General features: G+C 72.6%; 11 protein-coding genes and 1 pseudogene. 6 read left to right on the top strand and 6 right to left on the bottom strand.

Annotated features, from left to right (window positions below; all coding sequences use genetic code 11):
• The first annotated feature begins 43 nt into the window (after positions 1-43).
• Together ACIBN2_RS07645 and ACIBN2_RS07640 are read left to right on the top strand one after the other, a co-directional pair.
• Positions 44-1,717 (top strand): PucR family transcriptional regulator, encoded by a 1,674-nt coding sequence (locus ACIBN2_RS07645; RefSeq protein WP_399133296.1) that lies wholly within the window; start codon positions 44-46, stop codon positions 1,715-1,717.
• A 152-nt stretch (positions 1,718-1,869) separates the two neighbouring features.
• Positions 1,870-2,652: a hypothetical protein gene (locus ACIBN2_RS07640; RefSeq protein ID WP_399133295.1), complete on the top strand. Its 783-nt coding sequence runs from the start codon at positions 1,870-1,872 to the stop codon at positions 2,650-2,652.
• Between the two features lie 2 nt (positions 2,653-2,654).
• Here ACIBN2_RS07640 and ACIBN2_RS07635 read toward each other — a convergent pair whose 3' ends face one another.
• Together ACIBN2_RS07635 and ACIBN2_RS07630 are read right to left on the bottom strand one after the other, a co-directional pair.
• A complete protein-coding gene (locus ACIBN2_RS07635) occupies positions 2,655-2,960 on the bottom strand; it encodes a hypothetical protein (protein ID WP_399133294.1) in 306 nt (101 codons plus the stop codon).
• Positions 2,961-3,087: 127 nt separating this feature from the next.
• Complete coding sequence (locus ACIBN2_RS07630; RefSeq protein ID WP_399133293.1) at positions 3,088-3,960, bottom strand: GntR family transcriptional regulator; 873 nt, start codon at positions 3,958-3,960, stop codon at positions 3,088-3,090.
• 254 nt (positions 3,961-4,214) lie between these two features.
• On the opposite strand from ACIBN2_RS07630, the pseudogene ACIBN2_RS07625 reads away from it, so the two are divergent.
• Positions 4,215-4,340: pseudogene (locus ACIBN2_RS07625) on the top strand (iron-sulfur protein); the annotation flags it as partial.
• A 304-nt stretch (positions 4,341-4,644) separates the two neighbouring features.
• Positions 4,645-5,688, top strand: coding sequence for a DUF2637 domain-containing protein (locus ACIBN2_RS07620; protein WP_399133292.1), 1,044 nt, complete (start codon positions 4,645-4,647; stop codon positions 5,686-5,688).
• Positions 5,689-5,754: 66 nt separating this feature from the next.
• On the opposite strand, the gene ACIBN2_RS07615 is transcribed toward ACIBN2_RS07620, so the two are convergent.
• Positions 5,755-6,207: an ATP-binding protein gene (locus ACIBN2_RS07615; RefSeq protein WP_399133291.1), complete on the bottom strand. Its 453-nt coding sequence runs from the start codon at positions 6,205-6,207 to the stop codon at positions 5,755-5,757.
• A 217-nt stretch (positions 6,208-6,424) separates the two neighbouring features.
• On the opposite strand from ACIBN2_RS07615, the gene ACIBN2_RS07610 reads away from it, so the two are divergent.
• Positions 6,425-9,433, top strand: coding sequence for an alpha-mannosidase (locus ACIBN2_RS07610; RefSeq protein ID WP_399133290.1), 3,009 nt, complete (start codon positions 6,425-6,427; stop codon positions 9,431-9,433).
• On the opposite strand, the gene ACIBN2_RS07605 is transcribed toward ACIBN2_RS07610, so the two are convergent.
• The gene (locus ACIBN2_RS07605; RefSeq protein ID WP_399133289.1) at positions 9,434-9,895 is read right to left on the bottom strand and encodes a hypothetical protein; all 462 of its coding nucleotides are present in this window, start codon (positions 9,893-9,895) and stop codon (positions 9,434-9,436) included.
• A gap of 101 nt (positions 9,896-9,996) precedes the next feature.
• Positions 9,997-10,614, bottom strand: a complete 618-nt coding sequence (locus ACIBN2_RS07600) for a hypothetical protein (RefSeq protein ID WP_399133288.1) — start codon at positions 10,612-10,614, stop codon at positions 9,997-9,999.
• Between the two features lie 239 nt (positions 10,615-10,853).
• Between ACIBN2_RS07600 and ACIBN2_RS07595 the strand changes: the two genes are divergently transcribed.
• Positions 10,854-12,167, top strand: coding sequence for a helix-turn-helix domain-containing protein (locus ACIBN2_RS07595; protein ID WP_399133287.1), 1,314 nt, complete (start codon positions 10,854-10,856; stop codon positions 12,165-12,167).
• A 7-nt stretch (positions 12,168-12,174) separates the two neighbouring features.
• On the opposite strand, the gene ACIBN2_RS07590 is transcribed toward ACIBN2_RS07595, so the two are convergent.
• Complete coding sequence (locus tag ACIBN2_RS07590) at positions 12,175-13,917, bottom strand: pyruvate dehydrogenase (RefSeq protein WP_399133286.1); 1,743 nt, start codon at positions 13,915-13,917, stop codon at positions 12,175-12,177.
• Positions 13,918-13,953 lie beyond the last annotated feature (36 nt).

Genomic DNA, 13,953 nt, shown 5'->3' with positions numbered 1-13,953 from the left:
CCAATCATCGTAGATTTCGAGACAAAGAACGGCGGCGACGAGAATGCGGCTGCGCGCACTGCTGGACACCGACGCGCTGGGCCTGCGGCTGCTCGGCGGCGAGGACGAACTCGACCGCACCGTGCGCGGTGTGATGACGACGGACCTCCGCGATCCCAGCCGCTACCTCTCGGGCGGGGAACTGGTCCTGACGGGGCTGGCCTGGCGCCGGGACGCCGACGACTCGGAGCCGTTCGTAAGGATCCTGGCGCAGGCCGGGGTGGCCGCGCTGGCCGCCGGTGAGGCGGAGCTGGGGGCCGTCCCCGGCGACCTGGTCGCGGCCTGCGTGCGGCACCGGCTCCCGCTGTTCGCGGTGGACGAGTCGGTGGCGTTCGCGACCATCACCGAGCACGTCGTACGGCAGGTGTCCGGCGAGCGCGCGGGGGATCTCGCGGCCGTCGTCGACCGGCACCGGCGGATGATGACCTCGGGCCCGACGGGCGGCGGCCCGGACGTGGTCCTCGACCTGCTCGGCTCCGACCTGGACCTGCGGGCCTGGGTGCTCTCCCCCACCGGGCGGCTCATCGCGGGCCCGAAGGTCGCGGGGCCCGGGATGCCTGCGGACCTCTGCGCCGAGCTGGCCGCGGAGCACCTGGCCGCCGTGCGCACGGGCCGGCGCGGGCCGCACCGGGTGACGCTCGGCCCGGCCACGTACAGCCTCTTCCCGATCCGGAGCAGCGGTCGCGCCGCGCAGGCCGGGCGGGACGTGCGCGAGACGGTGCTGTCCGACTGGCTGCTCGCCGTCGAGGCGGACGCCGGGGACTGGCCCGCGGAGCGGCTCGACCTGCTCCAGGGCGTCACGCAGCTGATCTCGGTCGAGCGGGACCGCCGGGACGCGGCGCGCACGGTACGCAGGCGGCTGGCGCAGGAGGTCCTGGAGCTGGTGCAGTCGGGTGCGGCGCCCGCCGAGATCGCGGCCCGGCTGCGGGTGGCCGCCCCGGTGCTGCTGCCGGGCCTCGGGGCGGCCCCGCACTGGCAGGTGGTCGTGGCCCGGGTGGAGTGGGCGGGCTCGGACGTCGAGGCGGGGCCGGTCGCGCAGTCGCTCCTGGAGGAGATCCTGGTCGACCCGCTCGCCACGGGTCCCGAGCCGTCCGACCGCATCGCCGTGGCGCACACGGGCGACGAGGCCATCGCGCTCCTACCGCTGCCCGCCGTCTCGGCGGAGCACGACGGCTCCGAGGCCGGCATCCTCGCCGACACGCTGCTGGAGTCCGTACGGGACCCGCTGTCGGCGGGCCTGGACGAGGACGGCCAGGTCACGCTCGGCGTCAGCGCGGCCGTGCACTCGGCGGAGGGGCTGCGCGGCGCGCTGGAGGAGGCACGGCACGCACGGCGGGTGGCGGCGGCCCGGCCCGGGCGGGTGTGCGCGGCGGGCCACCAGGAGCTGGCCTCGCACGTGCTGCTGCTGCCGTTCGTGCCGGACGACGTCCGCCGCGCCTTCACCGCCCGCCTGCTGGATCCGCTGCGCGACTACGACCGCCGTCACCGCGCCGAGCTGATCCCCACCCTGGAGGCGTTCCTCGACTGCGACGGCTCCTGGACGCGCTGCGCGGCCCGGCTGCACCTGCACGTCAACACGCTGCGCTACCGGGTCGGGCGGATCGAGCAGTTGACGAGCCGTGATCTCTCGCGCCTGGAGGACAAGCTCGATTTCTTCCTGGCATTGCGGATGAGTTGAGGTCACCGAGGCCCCGGGCGGGATGGCACCAAGTGCCGTCGCCGTCCCACGACTTTGTGAAATCCTTCACCCACCCTCTTGGCCGGGCCCCGGAATTCGTGCTGAGATGCCGCCACCACTCATAGCTCGATGGCGTGCTCGGGGAGGGCAACGTGGCGCATACCGCCATGTCTGGTTACGGAACGACCGCTGGTGACGATCCCCTCCAGACCGCGGTATGGCGGCTGCGCTCGCGGGCCTGCTGGGCCGACGCGGCCGCACTGCTCCAGCCCGGCACCGCGGATGCCGCCCTGCAGCGGGCCGCGCTGCTGGTCGAACGGTGTCTCTACACGGAGCAGGGCTGGGAGGAGGCCGAGGACGCGCTGCGCACGGCCGAGGCGCTGGCCCACACCGACGACGAGCGGGGCGCGGCCGCTTGTGAACGGGGGCAGCTTGCGTACGCGGCGACGCTGCACGGAGTGCGCGACCGGGCCGACGAGGCGCGGTCGGCGCTGGGGCGGGCGGCGGCGCTGATCGCTCCGGGGGCGGCGGGCCGGGCCGTGCTGGACTTCCGGCGGGGGCTGCTCGCGGAGAACCTCACCGGGTCGCCGCAGGCCGCCCGGGCGGCGTTCCGGCGGGCGCACGCGGGCGCGACGGCCCACTCCGACCCGCTCCTGCTGTCCTTCACCTGGCGCCACCTCGCCGGACTCGCGCTGCGGGAGGGCGAGCTGGCCGAGGCGCGGCACGGCTTCGCCGAATCCCTGCGCATCCGCGAGGAGTTGGGCTATCTGGTCGGCACGGCCCCCGCGCTGGTCTCGCTGGCCGACACGGAGCCGGAGCCGGAGGCGTCCCGCCTGCGGGAGGAGGCACGACGGCTGTTCCGGCTGCTCGGCGGCGTACCGACGTGGCTGGCACGCCAGCTGGCCCCGCCGGCCGCGGGGGCGGCGACGGCCTGACGTTAGCGGTGCAGGACCTTCGTGAGCAGATGATCGAGCGAGCCCAGCACGGAGTGGCGCAGTGCGGCATCCCGGGCGAGGACGACGGCCACGACGACCAGCAGCAGGAACGGGACGAGGCCGCCGCCGCGGCCCCGGTGTCCCGCGCGGACCGGCGCGGACGGCGGGCGGTGGCCCCGCTGCGCGGCGTCCCGGACCGCCTGCTGGTGGGCCCGCACGGCCTGCTGATGTGCCTGTTGCGCCTGCTGCTGGGCCTGCCGGGAAGCCTGCTGCGCGGCCTGCTGGGCGTAGAAGGACGGGTCGGGCATCGGTGTCACCTCCGTCGCCGGCACTGTCCGTGCCGTGTGCGGACGTCCACGCGTGCCGCGCGGTGGGGGTTCGCCGCGTCGGGAACCGTCACCTGGAACCCACCGTTCCGTGACGGTGGCCGGTCACTCAGGGCGCGCCGGTGAAGTGCTCCCCCACCAGTCCCCGTACCACCTCGAGGTCCCGGGCGATCAACGCGTCCAGCAGAGCCGCGTGTTCGGCCGCGTCCGCGAGGAGCTCGGTCCGGGCGCGGGACACCGGGGTGCCGACGAGCGGCCACTGGGCGCGGCGGTGGAGGTCGTCGGCGATCTGGACGAGCTGATCGTTGCCGGAGAGGGAGAGCAGGCCGCGGTGGAAGGCGCGGTCGGACTCGGCGTACGTGGCGCGGCAGCCGGAGGACGCCGCGCGCACCGTCGCCTCGGCCAGCGGGCGCAGTTCCGCCCAGCGCTCGACCGGGACCGTGCGGGCGAGGCGCAGCACCACCGGGACCTCGATCAGCGCGCGGACCTCGGCCAGCTCGGCCAGTTCACGGGTGCCGCGCTCGATCACCCGGAAGCCGCGGTTGGGGACCACCTCGACCGCGCCCTCGAGCGCCAGCTGCTGCATCGCCTCGCGGACGGGCGTCGCGGAGACCCCGAACCGCTCCCCCAGCGCCGGGGCCGAGTAGACCTCGCCCGGTGCCAGCTCGCCCGCGACCAGCGCCTTGCGCAGCGCGGCGAGGATCTGACCGCGCACGGAGGAGCGCTGCACCGGCCGGGGCCGCGATGGGGGTGCCCCCGCTCGGGCGGAGCCGAGAGTGGGGGCCGGCGGCTCGCTGTGCGTGTGCTCGCCGCGCGTGGCATCCGCGTCGACCGCCCCGCGCTCGGCTCCGCCCGCGCGGGAGGGTCTCAGCCGCTCCCGGTCGACGTCCGCCGCGACGGGCTGCTGCGGCACCCGCGCCACGGCCGCCGCCCACGTCTGAGGAGTCCCCGTCTCCGCCGAGCCCTGCGCGCTCTGCCTCACGGGTCCTCCTTCGGACGTATCGGTACTTGGGGCCATTACGACGGGTTGTTACTCGTCCGTCAAGCACCATAGGCGCAGGAGCCGTCAGTTCAAACCTCCACCATCTCGAATAAGGCAAGGCTTACCTACTAACGATCTCGGGTCGGCGTCCGCGCATGCCCGCGTGCACACCCGCACCGAGGGCGGGGCCGACCTCGAGGCGTTCCTCTAGCGGGACGACACACAGGTGACGCGCGACTACGGAACGTGAGTCGCCCACCCGGGACCGGGCGAGTTGTTGCGCGTTCCGCGCCGTGCGCCCCCGGGGCACGTGCGCGACCCGTCCGCGCACCTGTGACACCGACCGGGTGACCAAGCCGCTGGCCACAGCTGTGAGTTGAGGCCCCTTCAGGCACAAGAGGCACCGTCCGTCCCGTAGGATCAGCCGCGGAACGAGGCGCCCGCCCGGTTACCGGCAATTCACAACTTCCTCACTTGCCGCAGGAACTTTCCGTGGAACCACCCGTACGGGTAGTCTTATTCGAACTCAACTCCCGCCCCTCAAGCGGCAGTTCGAGCAGATCGCTGCCATGGGCATCCCCTTGCACTTCCTTGGCGGCCTCTTGCCCCGAAACCCCCTGAGGGGCGGAGGGATTGGGCCACTATGGCGGGCGTTACGCCCTATCCCAATGCAAGGGACCCCAGATGAGACTGACCGACATATCGCTGAACTGGCTGCTTCCCGGCGCCGTACTGCTCCTGGGCATGCTGGCGGCGGTGGCGGTGCTCGCGCGCAGCAAGCGGTCCGGGGAGCACGCGAAGACGGACGACTCGTGGGAGCGCAGCGAGGAGCGCCGCAGGCGCAAGGAGGCCCTGTACGCCACCGCCTCCTATGTGCTGCTGTTCTGCTGCGCGGCGGTCGCCGCTGCGCTCTCCTTCCACGGCCTCGTCGGCTTCGGCCAGCAGAACCTCGGCCTCACCGACGGCTGGGAGTACCTGGTGCCGTTCGGCCTCGACGGCGCGGCCATGTTCTGCTCCGTGCTCGCGGTGCGCGAGGCCAGCCACGGTGACGCGGCCCTCGGCTCCCGGATACTGGTGTGGACCTTCGCGGGTGCCGCGGCCTGGTTCAACTGGGTGCACGCGCCCCGGGGCATCGACCACGCGGGCGCGCCGCAGTTCTTCTCCGGCATGTCCCTGTCGGCGGCCGTCCTCTTCGACCGCGCGCTGAAGCAGACCCGCCGTGCCGCCCTGCGCGAGCAGGGCCTGGTGCCGCGTCCGCTGCCGCAGATCCGGATCGTGCGCTGGCTGCGGGCCCCTCGCGAGACCTACAAGGCCTGGTCCCTGATGCTCCTGGAGGGCGTGCGCAGCCTGGACGAGGCCGTCGAGGAGGTCCGTGAGGACGAGCGGCAGAAGGAGACCAACCGGCTGCGCCGGCGCGAGGCGGACCGCCTGGAGCGGGCTCAGCTCAAGGCCATCAGCCGGGGTCACCGCGGGTTCATCGGCCGCGGCGGCGGCCGTCAGGCGGAACCGCAGGCCCTGGAGCGAGCCTCCTCCTCGGTCTCCGCGGAGCCTGCCATATCGAACCCGGACCCGCTGCCCGTACGCTCTCGCCCGTCCCTGCAGCCCGTCCGCAAGAGCGGTTCTGAGCCGGTGACCGTCGACCTCACCGCGGAGGACGACACCATGGCCCTGCCGCGCCTCGACTCCCTGGAGCGCAAGCTCAAGGACCTCGAGCAGCAGTTCGGCTAGCAGCGGCGGCAGGATCAAGGGGGCGTGGCCTGCGGGTCGCGCCCTCTTCCCGTTGCCGTAAGCCGGCTAGGCCGCGCCGGCGTCCAGTTCGAACCACACCACCTTCCCCACACCGTGCGTGCGGACGCCCCAGGCGTCGGCGAGGGACTGCACCAGCAGCAGACCTCTGCCGTGCGTGCCGTCGTCGGTGTTCGTGACACGCAGTCTGGGTCTGCGGGCCACGAAGTCCCGCACCTCGACCCTCAGGCCACGGGGTGAGACCGTGGCCGTCAGGACCGCGTCGGTCTGGGTGTGGATGAGTGCGTTGGTGACGAGTTCGCTGGTCAGCAGCTCCGCTATCTCCGACCGGCCGGGCCTGCCCCACTGCGTGAGCAGCTCGCGCAGCGCCCTGCGTGCCTCCGGCACCGCCTTCAGGTCCGCCTGTCCGAGTCTTTGCCGCAGCTGGGACGCGTGCTCCTCCCCCGCACCGTCGTCCGCCCGCGCCTCCGCCGTCTTCGCCGAGAAGGCCCCGATCGCCATGGGACCGCCCCCTCGCGCCTGCCTCTTCATGACCCCCGCCCGCGTGCCGATGTCGGTCCCCTCCGTGTCGAACACGTTCACGGGGGATGCTTGCCCCTCTGAGCACGCGCCAGTCATGTCGAATCCACAACGACCAGGCGTTCGGCCACGGATGCGACGATTCCGGCCGGGTAGGTGCCACCCTGGACAGTGCCGTCCGAGCGTCGAGGGAGCCGCCGTGCACGACGACCGAACGCTGGTGGAGGCGCGCCTGGAGCGCGCCATGGGGCAGTTCGTGCGACCGGCCCGGTACGCGGAGCGTGTGCCGCTGGTCCTGTCCGCCTGGCATGTGCCCGGTGAGCCGGTTCCCGTGGACCAGGCGCTGCAGGCCGAGTACGCGCCCTTCACCACCGGAACGGCGTGGGGAAAGCCCTGGTCGACGAGTTGGTTCCGGTTGACCGGCCGGGTGCCCGAGGAGTGGGCGGGCCGCCGCGTCGAGGCGGTGATCGACCCCGGTTTCTCCGGCGACGGCCCCGGTTTCCAGGCCGAGGGACTCCTCTACGACGCCTCGGGCGTGCCGTTGAAGGGCATCCACCCGCGCAACCGGCACCTGCCCGTCGGCTCCCCGGCGGGCGGAGGCGAACCTGTGCATCTGCTTCTGGAGGCGGCCGCCAATCCGGCTGTTCTGCACGGCTTCGCCCCTACGCACCTGGGCGACGTCCTGACCGCCGGGGATCGGCCCGTCTACCGATTCCGCTCTGCCGACCTCGCCGTACTCGACGAACCCGTCTGGCAGTTGGTGCTGGATGTGGAGGTGCTGTCGGAGCTGATGCACGAGCTGCCCATGGACCGGCCGCGCCGGCACGAGATCCTGCGCGCCCTGGAGGACATGCTCGACGCCCTCGACCTGCACGACGTCTCCGGTACGGCGGCCGCGGCCCGGGCCGCGCTGGCGGACGTGCTGTCCCGTCCGGCCTCGGCGAGCGCGCACCGGATCTCCGCGACCGGGCACGCGCACATCGACTCGGCGTGGCTGTGGCCGCTGCGCGAGACGGTCCGCAAGGCGGCGCGTACCTTCGCCAACGTCACGGCGCTCGCGGCCGACTACCCGGAGCTGGTGTTCTCCTGCTCGCAGGCCCAGCAGTACGCCTGGGTGAAGCAGAACCAGCCGCACATCTGGGAGCGGATCAAGAAGGCGGTGCGGGACGGCAACTGGGCCCCGGTGGGCTCGATGTGGGTCGAGTCGGACGCCAACATGCCCGGCGGTGAGGCACTCGCGCGGCAGATCGTGCACGGAAAGCGGTTCTTCGCCGAAGAACTCGGCGTGGAGACCGAGGAGATCTGGCTGCCGGACTCCTTCGGCTACACCGCCGCCTTCCCGCAGCTCGCGAAACTGGCCGGAATCCGCTGGTTCCTGACCCAGAAGCTGAGCTGGAACCAGTCCAACAAGATGCCCCACCACACCTTCTGGTGGGAGGGCATCGACGGCACCCGCGTCTTCACCCACTTCCCGCCCGTCGACACCTACAACTCCCAGCTGCACGGCCGCGAACTCGCCCACGCGGAACGCAACTTCGCCGACAAGGGCCGCGCGAGCCGCTCCCTTGTCCCCTTCGGCTGGGGCGACGGCGGCGGCGGTCCGACCCGCGAGATGCTGGAGAAGGCCCGCCGGCTGCGGTCCCTCGAGGGCTCACCGCGGGTCGAGGTGGAGAAGCCCTCCGCCTTCTTCGCCGCGGCCGAGCAGGAGTACGGGCCGCAGGCCCCGGTGTGGTCGGGCGAGCTGTACCTGGAGCTGCACCGGGCGACGTACACCACCCAGGCGAAGACCAAGCAGGGCAACCGGCGCTCCGAACACGCCCTGCGCGAGGCCGAGTTGTGGTGCGCGACGGCGGCCGTACGCGATCCGTCGTACGCGTACCCGTACGACGCGCTGGACCGGCTGTGGAAGACGGTGCTGCTGCACCAGTTCCACGACATCCTGCCCGGGTCGTCGATCGCCTGGGTGCACCGGGAGGCTCGGGAGACCTATGAGCGGGTGCTGACCGGCGTCGAGGACATCACGGCCGAGGCGGTGGCCGCGCTCGGGACGGGCGGTCCCGCGGTGCTCAACGCCTCGCCGTACCCGCGCACCGAGGTGGCCGCGGACGGGCTCGTGACGGTGCCGGGCCTGGGCGGCGCGGCCCTCACGGACACCGTGGAGGAGACCGTACGGGCGTGGCGGGACGGCGGCGCGTACGTGCTGGAGAACTCCCGGCTGCGGGTCACCGTGGACGAGCGGGGTCTGCTCTCCTCCGTTCGCGACCTGGCCGCCGGCCGCGAGGTGCTGTGCGGCCCCGGCAACCTGCTCCAGCTGCACCCCGACCACCCCAACGCCTGGGACGCCTGGGACATCGACCGGCACTACCGGCGCCGGCACACGGATCTCACGGACGCCGAGTCGGTGGAGCTGGTCGCGGACGGGCCGCTCGCGGCGGCGGTGCGGGTGACCCGCAGGTTCGGGAAGTCCCGGATCACACAGGAGATCCGGCTGGCGGCCGCGAGCCGCCGTATCGACGTCGTGACGGACGTCGACTGGCAGGAGTCCGAGAAGGTGCTCAAGGCCGCCTTCCCCATCGACGTGCACGCCGAACGCTCCACGGCGGAGATCCAGTTCGGGCATGTGCACCGCCCGACGCACGCCAACACCTCCTGGGACGCGGCCCGTTTCGAGATCTGCGCGCACCGCTGGCTGCGGGTGGCGGAGGACGGCTACGGCGTGGCGGTCCTCAACGACTCGACGTACGGCCACGACGTGACCCGTACGCCGCACGAGGCCGGCCTCGGCACGTCCGTACGGCTGACGCTGCTGCGGGCCCCGCACAGCCCCGACCCGGAGACGGACCTGGGCGCGCACCGCTTCACCTACGCGCTGCTGCCGGGCGCGGACGTCGGGCAGGCGGTCGCCGAGGGCCTCGCGCTGAACCTGCCGCTTCGGGTGGCGCCCGCGCCCGCCGTGGAACCGCTGGTCCGCGTGGACCACCCGGCCGTGACCGTGGAGTCGGTCAAGCTCGCCGAGGACCGCAGCGGTGACGTGGTCGTACGGCTCTACGAGTCCCGCGGCGGACGGGCCCGGGCCACACTGGCACCCGGGTTCCCGGTGGCCCGGGCCGAGGTGACGGACCTGTTGGAACGGCCGCAGCGCGAAAGCGACTTGAGCTTCGAGCTGCGGCCGTTCCAGATCCTCACGGTGCGGCTTCGACCGGAGTGACTACTTGGCTGCCGCGCCCTTCTCGCCGATGTGGAAGATCTGGCGGCTGTCGCGGGCCATGTCGACCACCAGCTTGGTGGTGGTGTTCCGGCTCCAGGTGAGGGTGACGACGGCCTCCGTGCGCTTCGCGGTGCTGCCGTTGTCGGTGACCTTCCAGGCGAGCGGCACGTTCTGGGCGCGCAGGACGCCGTCGGCGTGCTCCCTGTCCTCCCAGGCGGCCAGTTGCTTCTGGAAGGCGGGGGTGAGGTAGTGGCCGCGCAGCGCGGTGCCGAGGTTGCCGCTGTCCTCGTCGGTCACCGCGTCGATGTAGGCGCCGTAGAAGTTCGCGATGCGGGTGATGTTGTCGGACGGCTTGCCGCTGACGCTGCGCGGCGTGCCGGCGGAGGCCGTGGCGGTGGCGCCGAGGCCGAGGGCGACGGCGAGGACGCCGGCGGTCAGGACGGTGCGGGTCTTGCTGGACATGTGTGTTCCCCGTTTTCCGATGAGTGCTGTGGTCGTTGCGGTGGTCGTGTGCGGGCCGCCCTCCCGACCCCCGTGGCGAGAGGGCGGCCCCGGTGCCGCGGTCAGTGGAGCTTGTTCACGGCCGTGACGGTCGTCTTCTTGAATGCCTTCACCGGGGCGCCTTCGAAGCCGCCCATCTGCCCCCAGTTCACGACCGTGACGGTCCTGCCGTCCCGGCCGGCCGACAGGAGCCGGACGTCGCTGGCCCCCCAGGAGGTCTCGGTGTGCAGGCCGTAGACGTGGGCGCCCTCCTCGACGGCGAGCTTCCCGTAGTCCTTGACCGTGGCCTCGGTCTCCGGATCGGCCCCCTCGATCCGCTCCGGGCAGGACGTGATGTCCCTGTCCAGCGCCGCGATCAGGTACTTCGCGGAGCGGACGTCGGGCAGCACGACGGTGATCTGGCGGGCGTTCGTGTCGAGGTCCGTGCGGAAGTCGCGGTGCCAGGCCCACTCGTGCCCCGGCAGCGCCAGGAGACAGGTGTCCCACTCCGTGTCCTCCGGCACGCCGACGGCGACCTTGTCCGCCGTCCACGACGAGGACGGATGCGGCGGCAGGTCCCTGGCCGCGAGGAAGCCGGGCGTGGTGGTGGCCGCGTTCGCCGGTGCGGCGAGCGCCGTACCGAGAGCGAGGCCCGCCGTGGCGAGTGATAGGAGCGCGCCTGCTCGGGTGCGCTTGGGCATGGATGTCCCCCCGTGGATGAGTGCATGGGTCGAGAATCGGTGCATGGGTGCGGGATGCCGCCCCGCCGGCGGATGGTCTGTCCGGCCCTGGTCGGTGCGACACCAAGAGCATCGGCCGTCACAGGGGCCGGGCGCAACGACAGACGGCCGATCGGCGACGGTGGAACCATCCCAGCCCATCTGACGTGCAGATATATGAGTGCCTGGGATACGGGGACACGGTGGACGACGGGGGAAGAGTGGAGACTCGGGACGACGTCGAGGAGTTCGCGGCGCTGCTGCGCCGCCTGAAGGCGCGCACGGACCGCAGCTACGGTTCGCTGGCCCGCCGTCTGAACATGAACACCTCCACGCTGCACCGGTACTGCGCGGGCGAGGCGGTACCGCAGGACTTCGCCCCCGTGGAACGCCTCGCGGCCTTCTGCGAGGCGACCCCGGACGAACGCCTCGAACTCCACCGGCGGTGGCTGCTGGCGGTGGCGGCCCGGCAGCGGCCCCGGACGGCGGGCGCGGCGGGGGACGGGGCGGAGGAGCGGGCGCCGTCCGCCGGCGAGGAGGACACCGCGCCCGAGAGCGCGGAGAGCCCCGAGCCCTCGCCCGCCAAGCCCCCATCCCCTCGCCCCTGGTACCGCCGCCGGCGCGTCCTGGCGTCCACCGCTGTCGCCTGTGCGCTGCTCGGCACCCTGGGCGGGCTGTCCGCGCTGTCGGCCGACCGTGACTCCGGCGCGGCCGGGCCGCGCGTCTCCTCCGGGCCGGGGACGAGCGCCCCCGCGGCAGCCCACGGTTCGCCGAAACCGAAGCGGTCCGCGAGTTCGTCCCCTTCCGCCACCCCGAGCGCGTCCGCGTCCGGCACCGGGAAGAAGTCAGCCGGCACGTCCGCCGGTCCGGGACAGGACCCCACCGGCGCCGGCCGGCCGGTCACCGGCGTGCCCCTGGCCTGGCACGCGGACTCCCAGGTCTGGCAGGGCGGCTGCGGCCACGACTACGTCATCGACAAGGCACCCGCGCAGGTCCCGCCGCCCCCGGTGCAGCAGGACGCCGGGGCGTGGGCGGCGACGCAGGGCGCGGTGCACGGGCGGCAGACGCTGGTGCAGGTCTCCGTGCAGGGCCGGTCCTCCACGGCCGTGGTCCTGGAGGCGCTGCGGGTCCGCGTCGTCAGCCGCGGCACCCCGGCCGCCGGCAGCGCGTACGCCATGGACCAGGGCTGCGGCGGCGACCTCACCCCGCGCAGCTTCACCGTGAACCTCGACGCCGACCGCCCCGTCGCCCGCCCGAAGGACGGCGCCGACAGCGAACACAGCATCCCCGCCGTGCACTTCCCCTACCGCGTCTCCGCCGAGGACCCGGAGGTGCTGCTGGTCGACGCGACGACGCAGACCTACGACGCCCGCTGGTACCTGGAGCTCGACTGGTCCTGCCAGGGCAGCAGCGGCACGCTCCGCATCGACGACCACGGCCGCCCGTTCCGCACGAGCGGCATCAAGGGCATGCCGCGCTACTGGTACGGCACCGACGGCTCCGGCGAGCGCGCCTGGGTCCCCTACGACAGCTGAGGCCGCACTACGGCCGCGGCATGTTGCGGATGTTGCTGCGGGCCATCTGCACCATCCGGCCGACGCCGCCGTCCAGCACGATCTTCGAGGCGGACAGCGCGAAGCCGGTCACCATCTCGGCGCTGATCTTCGGCGGGATGGACAGGGCGTTGGGGTCGGTGACGATGTCGACGAGCGCCGGGCCCTTGTGCTTGAAGGCGTCCTTCAGGGCGCCGGGGAGGTCCTTGGGCTTCTCGACCCGTACGCCGTGGGCCCCGCAGGCGCGGGCGACGGCCGCGAAGTCGGGGTTCTTGTTCGTGGTGCCGTAGGAGGGAAGACCGGCGACCAGCATCTCCAACTCGACCATGCCGAGGGAGGAGTTGTTGAAGAGGACGACCTTCACCGGGAGGTCGTACTGCACCAGGGTCAGGAAGTCGCCCATCAGCATGGCGAATCCGCCGTCCCCGGACATCGAGACGACCTGCCGCTTCCGGTCGGTGAACTGGGCCCCGATCGCCATCGGCAGCGCGTTCGCCATCGAGCCGTGGGAGAAGGAACCGATGATGCGGCGGCGGCCGTTGGGCGAGATGTAGCGCGCGGCCCAGACGTTGCACATGCCGGTGTCGACGGTGAACACCGCGTCCTCGTCGGCGAGTTCGTCGAGCACGGAGGCCACGTACTCGGGGTGGATGGGCACGTGCTTCTCCACCTTGCGGGTGTAGGCCTTCACCACCCCCTCCAGCGCGTCCGCGTGCTTCTTCAGCATCCGGTCGAGGAAGCGCCGGTTCTGCTTGGCCCGCACCCGCGGGATCAGACAGCGCAGCGTCTCCCCCACATCGCCCCACACCGCGAGGTCCAGCCGGGAGCGCCGGCCCAGGTGCTCGGGCCGAACGTCGATCTGCGCGATCTGGACGTCGTCGGGGAGGAAGGCGTTGTACGGGAAGTCGGTGCCGAGCAGGATCAGCAGGTCGCACTCGTGGGTGGCCTCGTAGGCGGCGCCGTAGCCGAGCAGTCCGCTCATGCCGACGTCGTAGGGGTTGTCGTACTGGATCCACTCCTTGCCCCGAAGGGCGTGTCCCACGGGCGACTTGAGCTTTCCGGCGAACTCCATGACCTCGGCGTGCGCGCCCGCCGTGCCGCTGCCGCAGAACAGGGTGACCTTCTCGGCGCGGTCGATCATGTCGACGAGGCGGTCGATCTCGGCGTCGCCGGGGCGGACGCTCGGCCGGGAGGTGACGAGGGCGGTCTCGGCGGCCCGCTCCGGGGCGGGCTGGTCGGCGATGTCACCGGGCAGGGAGACGACGCTGACGCCGCTCAGCCCGACGGCGTTCTGGATCGCGGTCGTCAGCAGGCGCGGCATCTGCTTCGGGTTGGAGATGAGCTCGCTGTAGTGGCTGCACTCGCGGAACAGCTGGTCGGGGTGGGTCTCCTGGAAGTAGCCGAGGCCGATCTCGCTGGACGGGATGTGCGAGGCCAGGGCGAGGACGGGCGCCATCGAGCGGTGGGCGTCGTACAGGCCGTTGATGAGGTGGAGGTTGCCGGGACCGCAGGAACCGGCGCAGGCGGTCAGCTGTCCCGTGATCTGGGCCTCCGCACCGGCCGCGAAGGCGGCGGTCTCCTCGTGGCGGACGTGCACCCAGTCGATGGCTGCGTTGCGTCGCACGGCGTCCACCACCGGGTTGAGGCTGTCGCCGACGACGCCGTAGAGGCGCTTCACTCCGGCGCGGACGAGGATGTCGACGAACTGCTCGGCGACGTTCTGCTTGGCCATGGCTGTCAGTGCCCTTCGGTCTCCGCGGTCTGCGTC

The sequence above is a fragment of the Streptomyces sp. NPDC050534 genome (genome assembly GCF_044457745.1).
Classification (GTDB): domain Bacteria; phylum Actinomycetota; class Actinomycetes; order Streptomycetales; family Streptomycetaceae; genus Streptomyces.
Note: the sequence above shows the minus strand (reverse complement) of the source record. Positions and strands in the feature narration are given on the sequence as shown.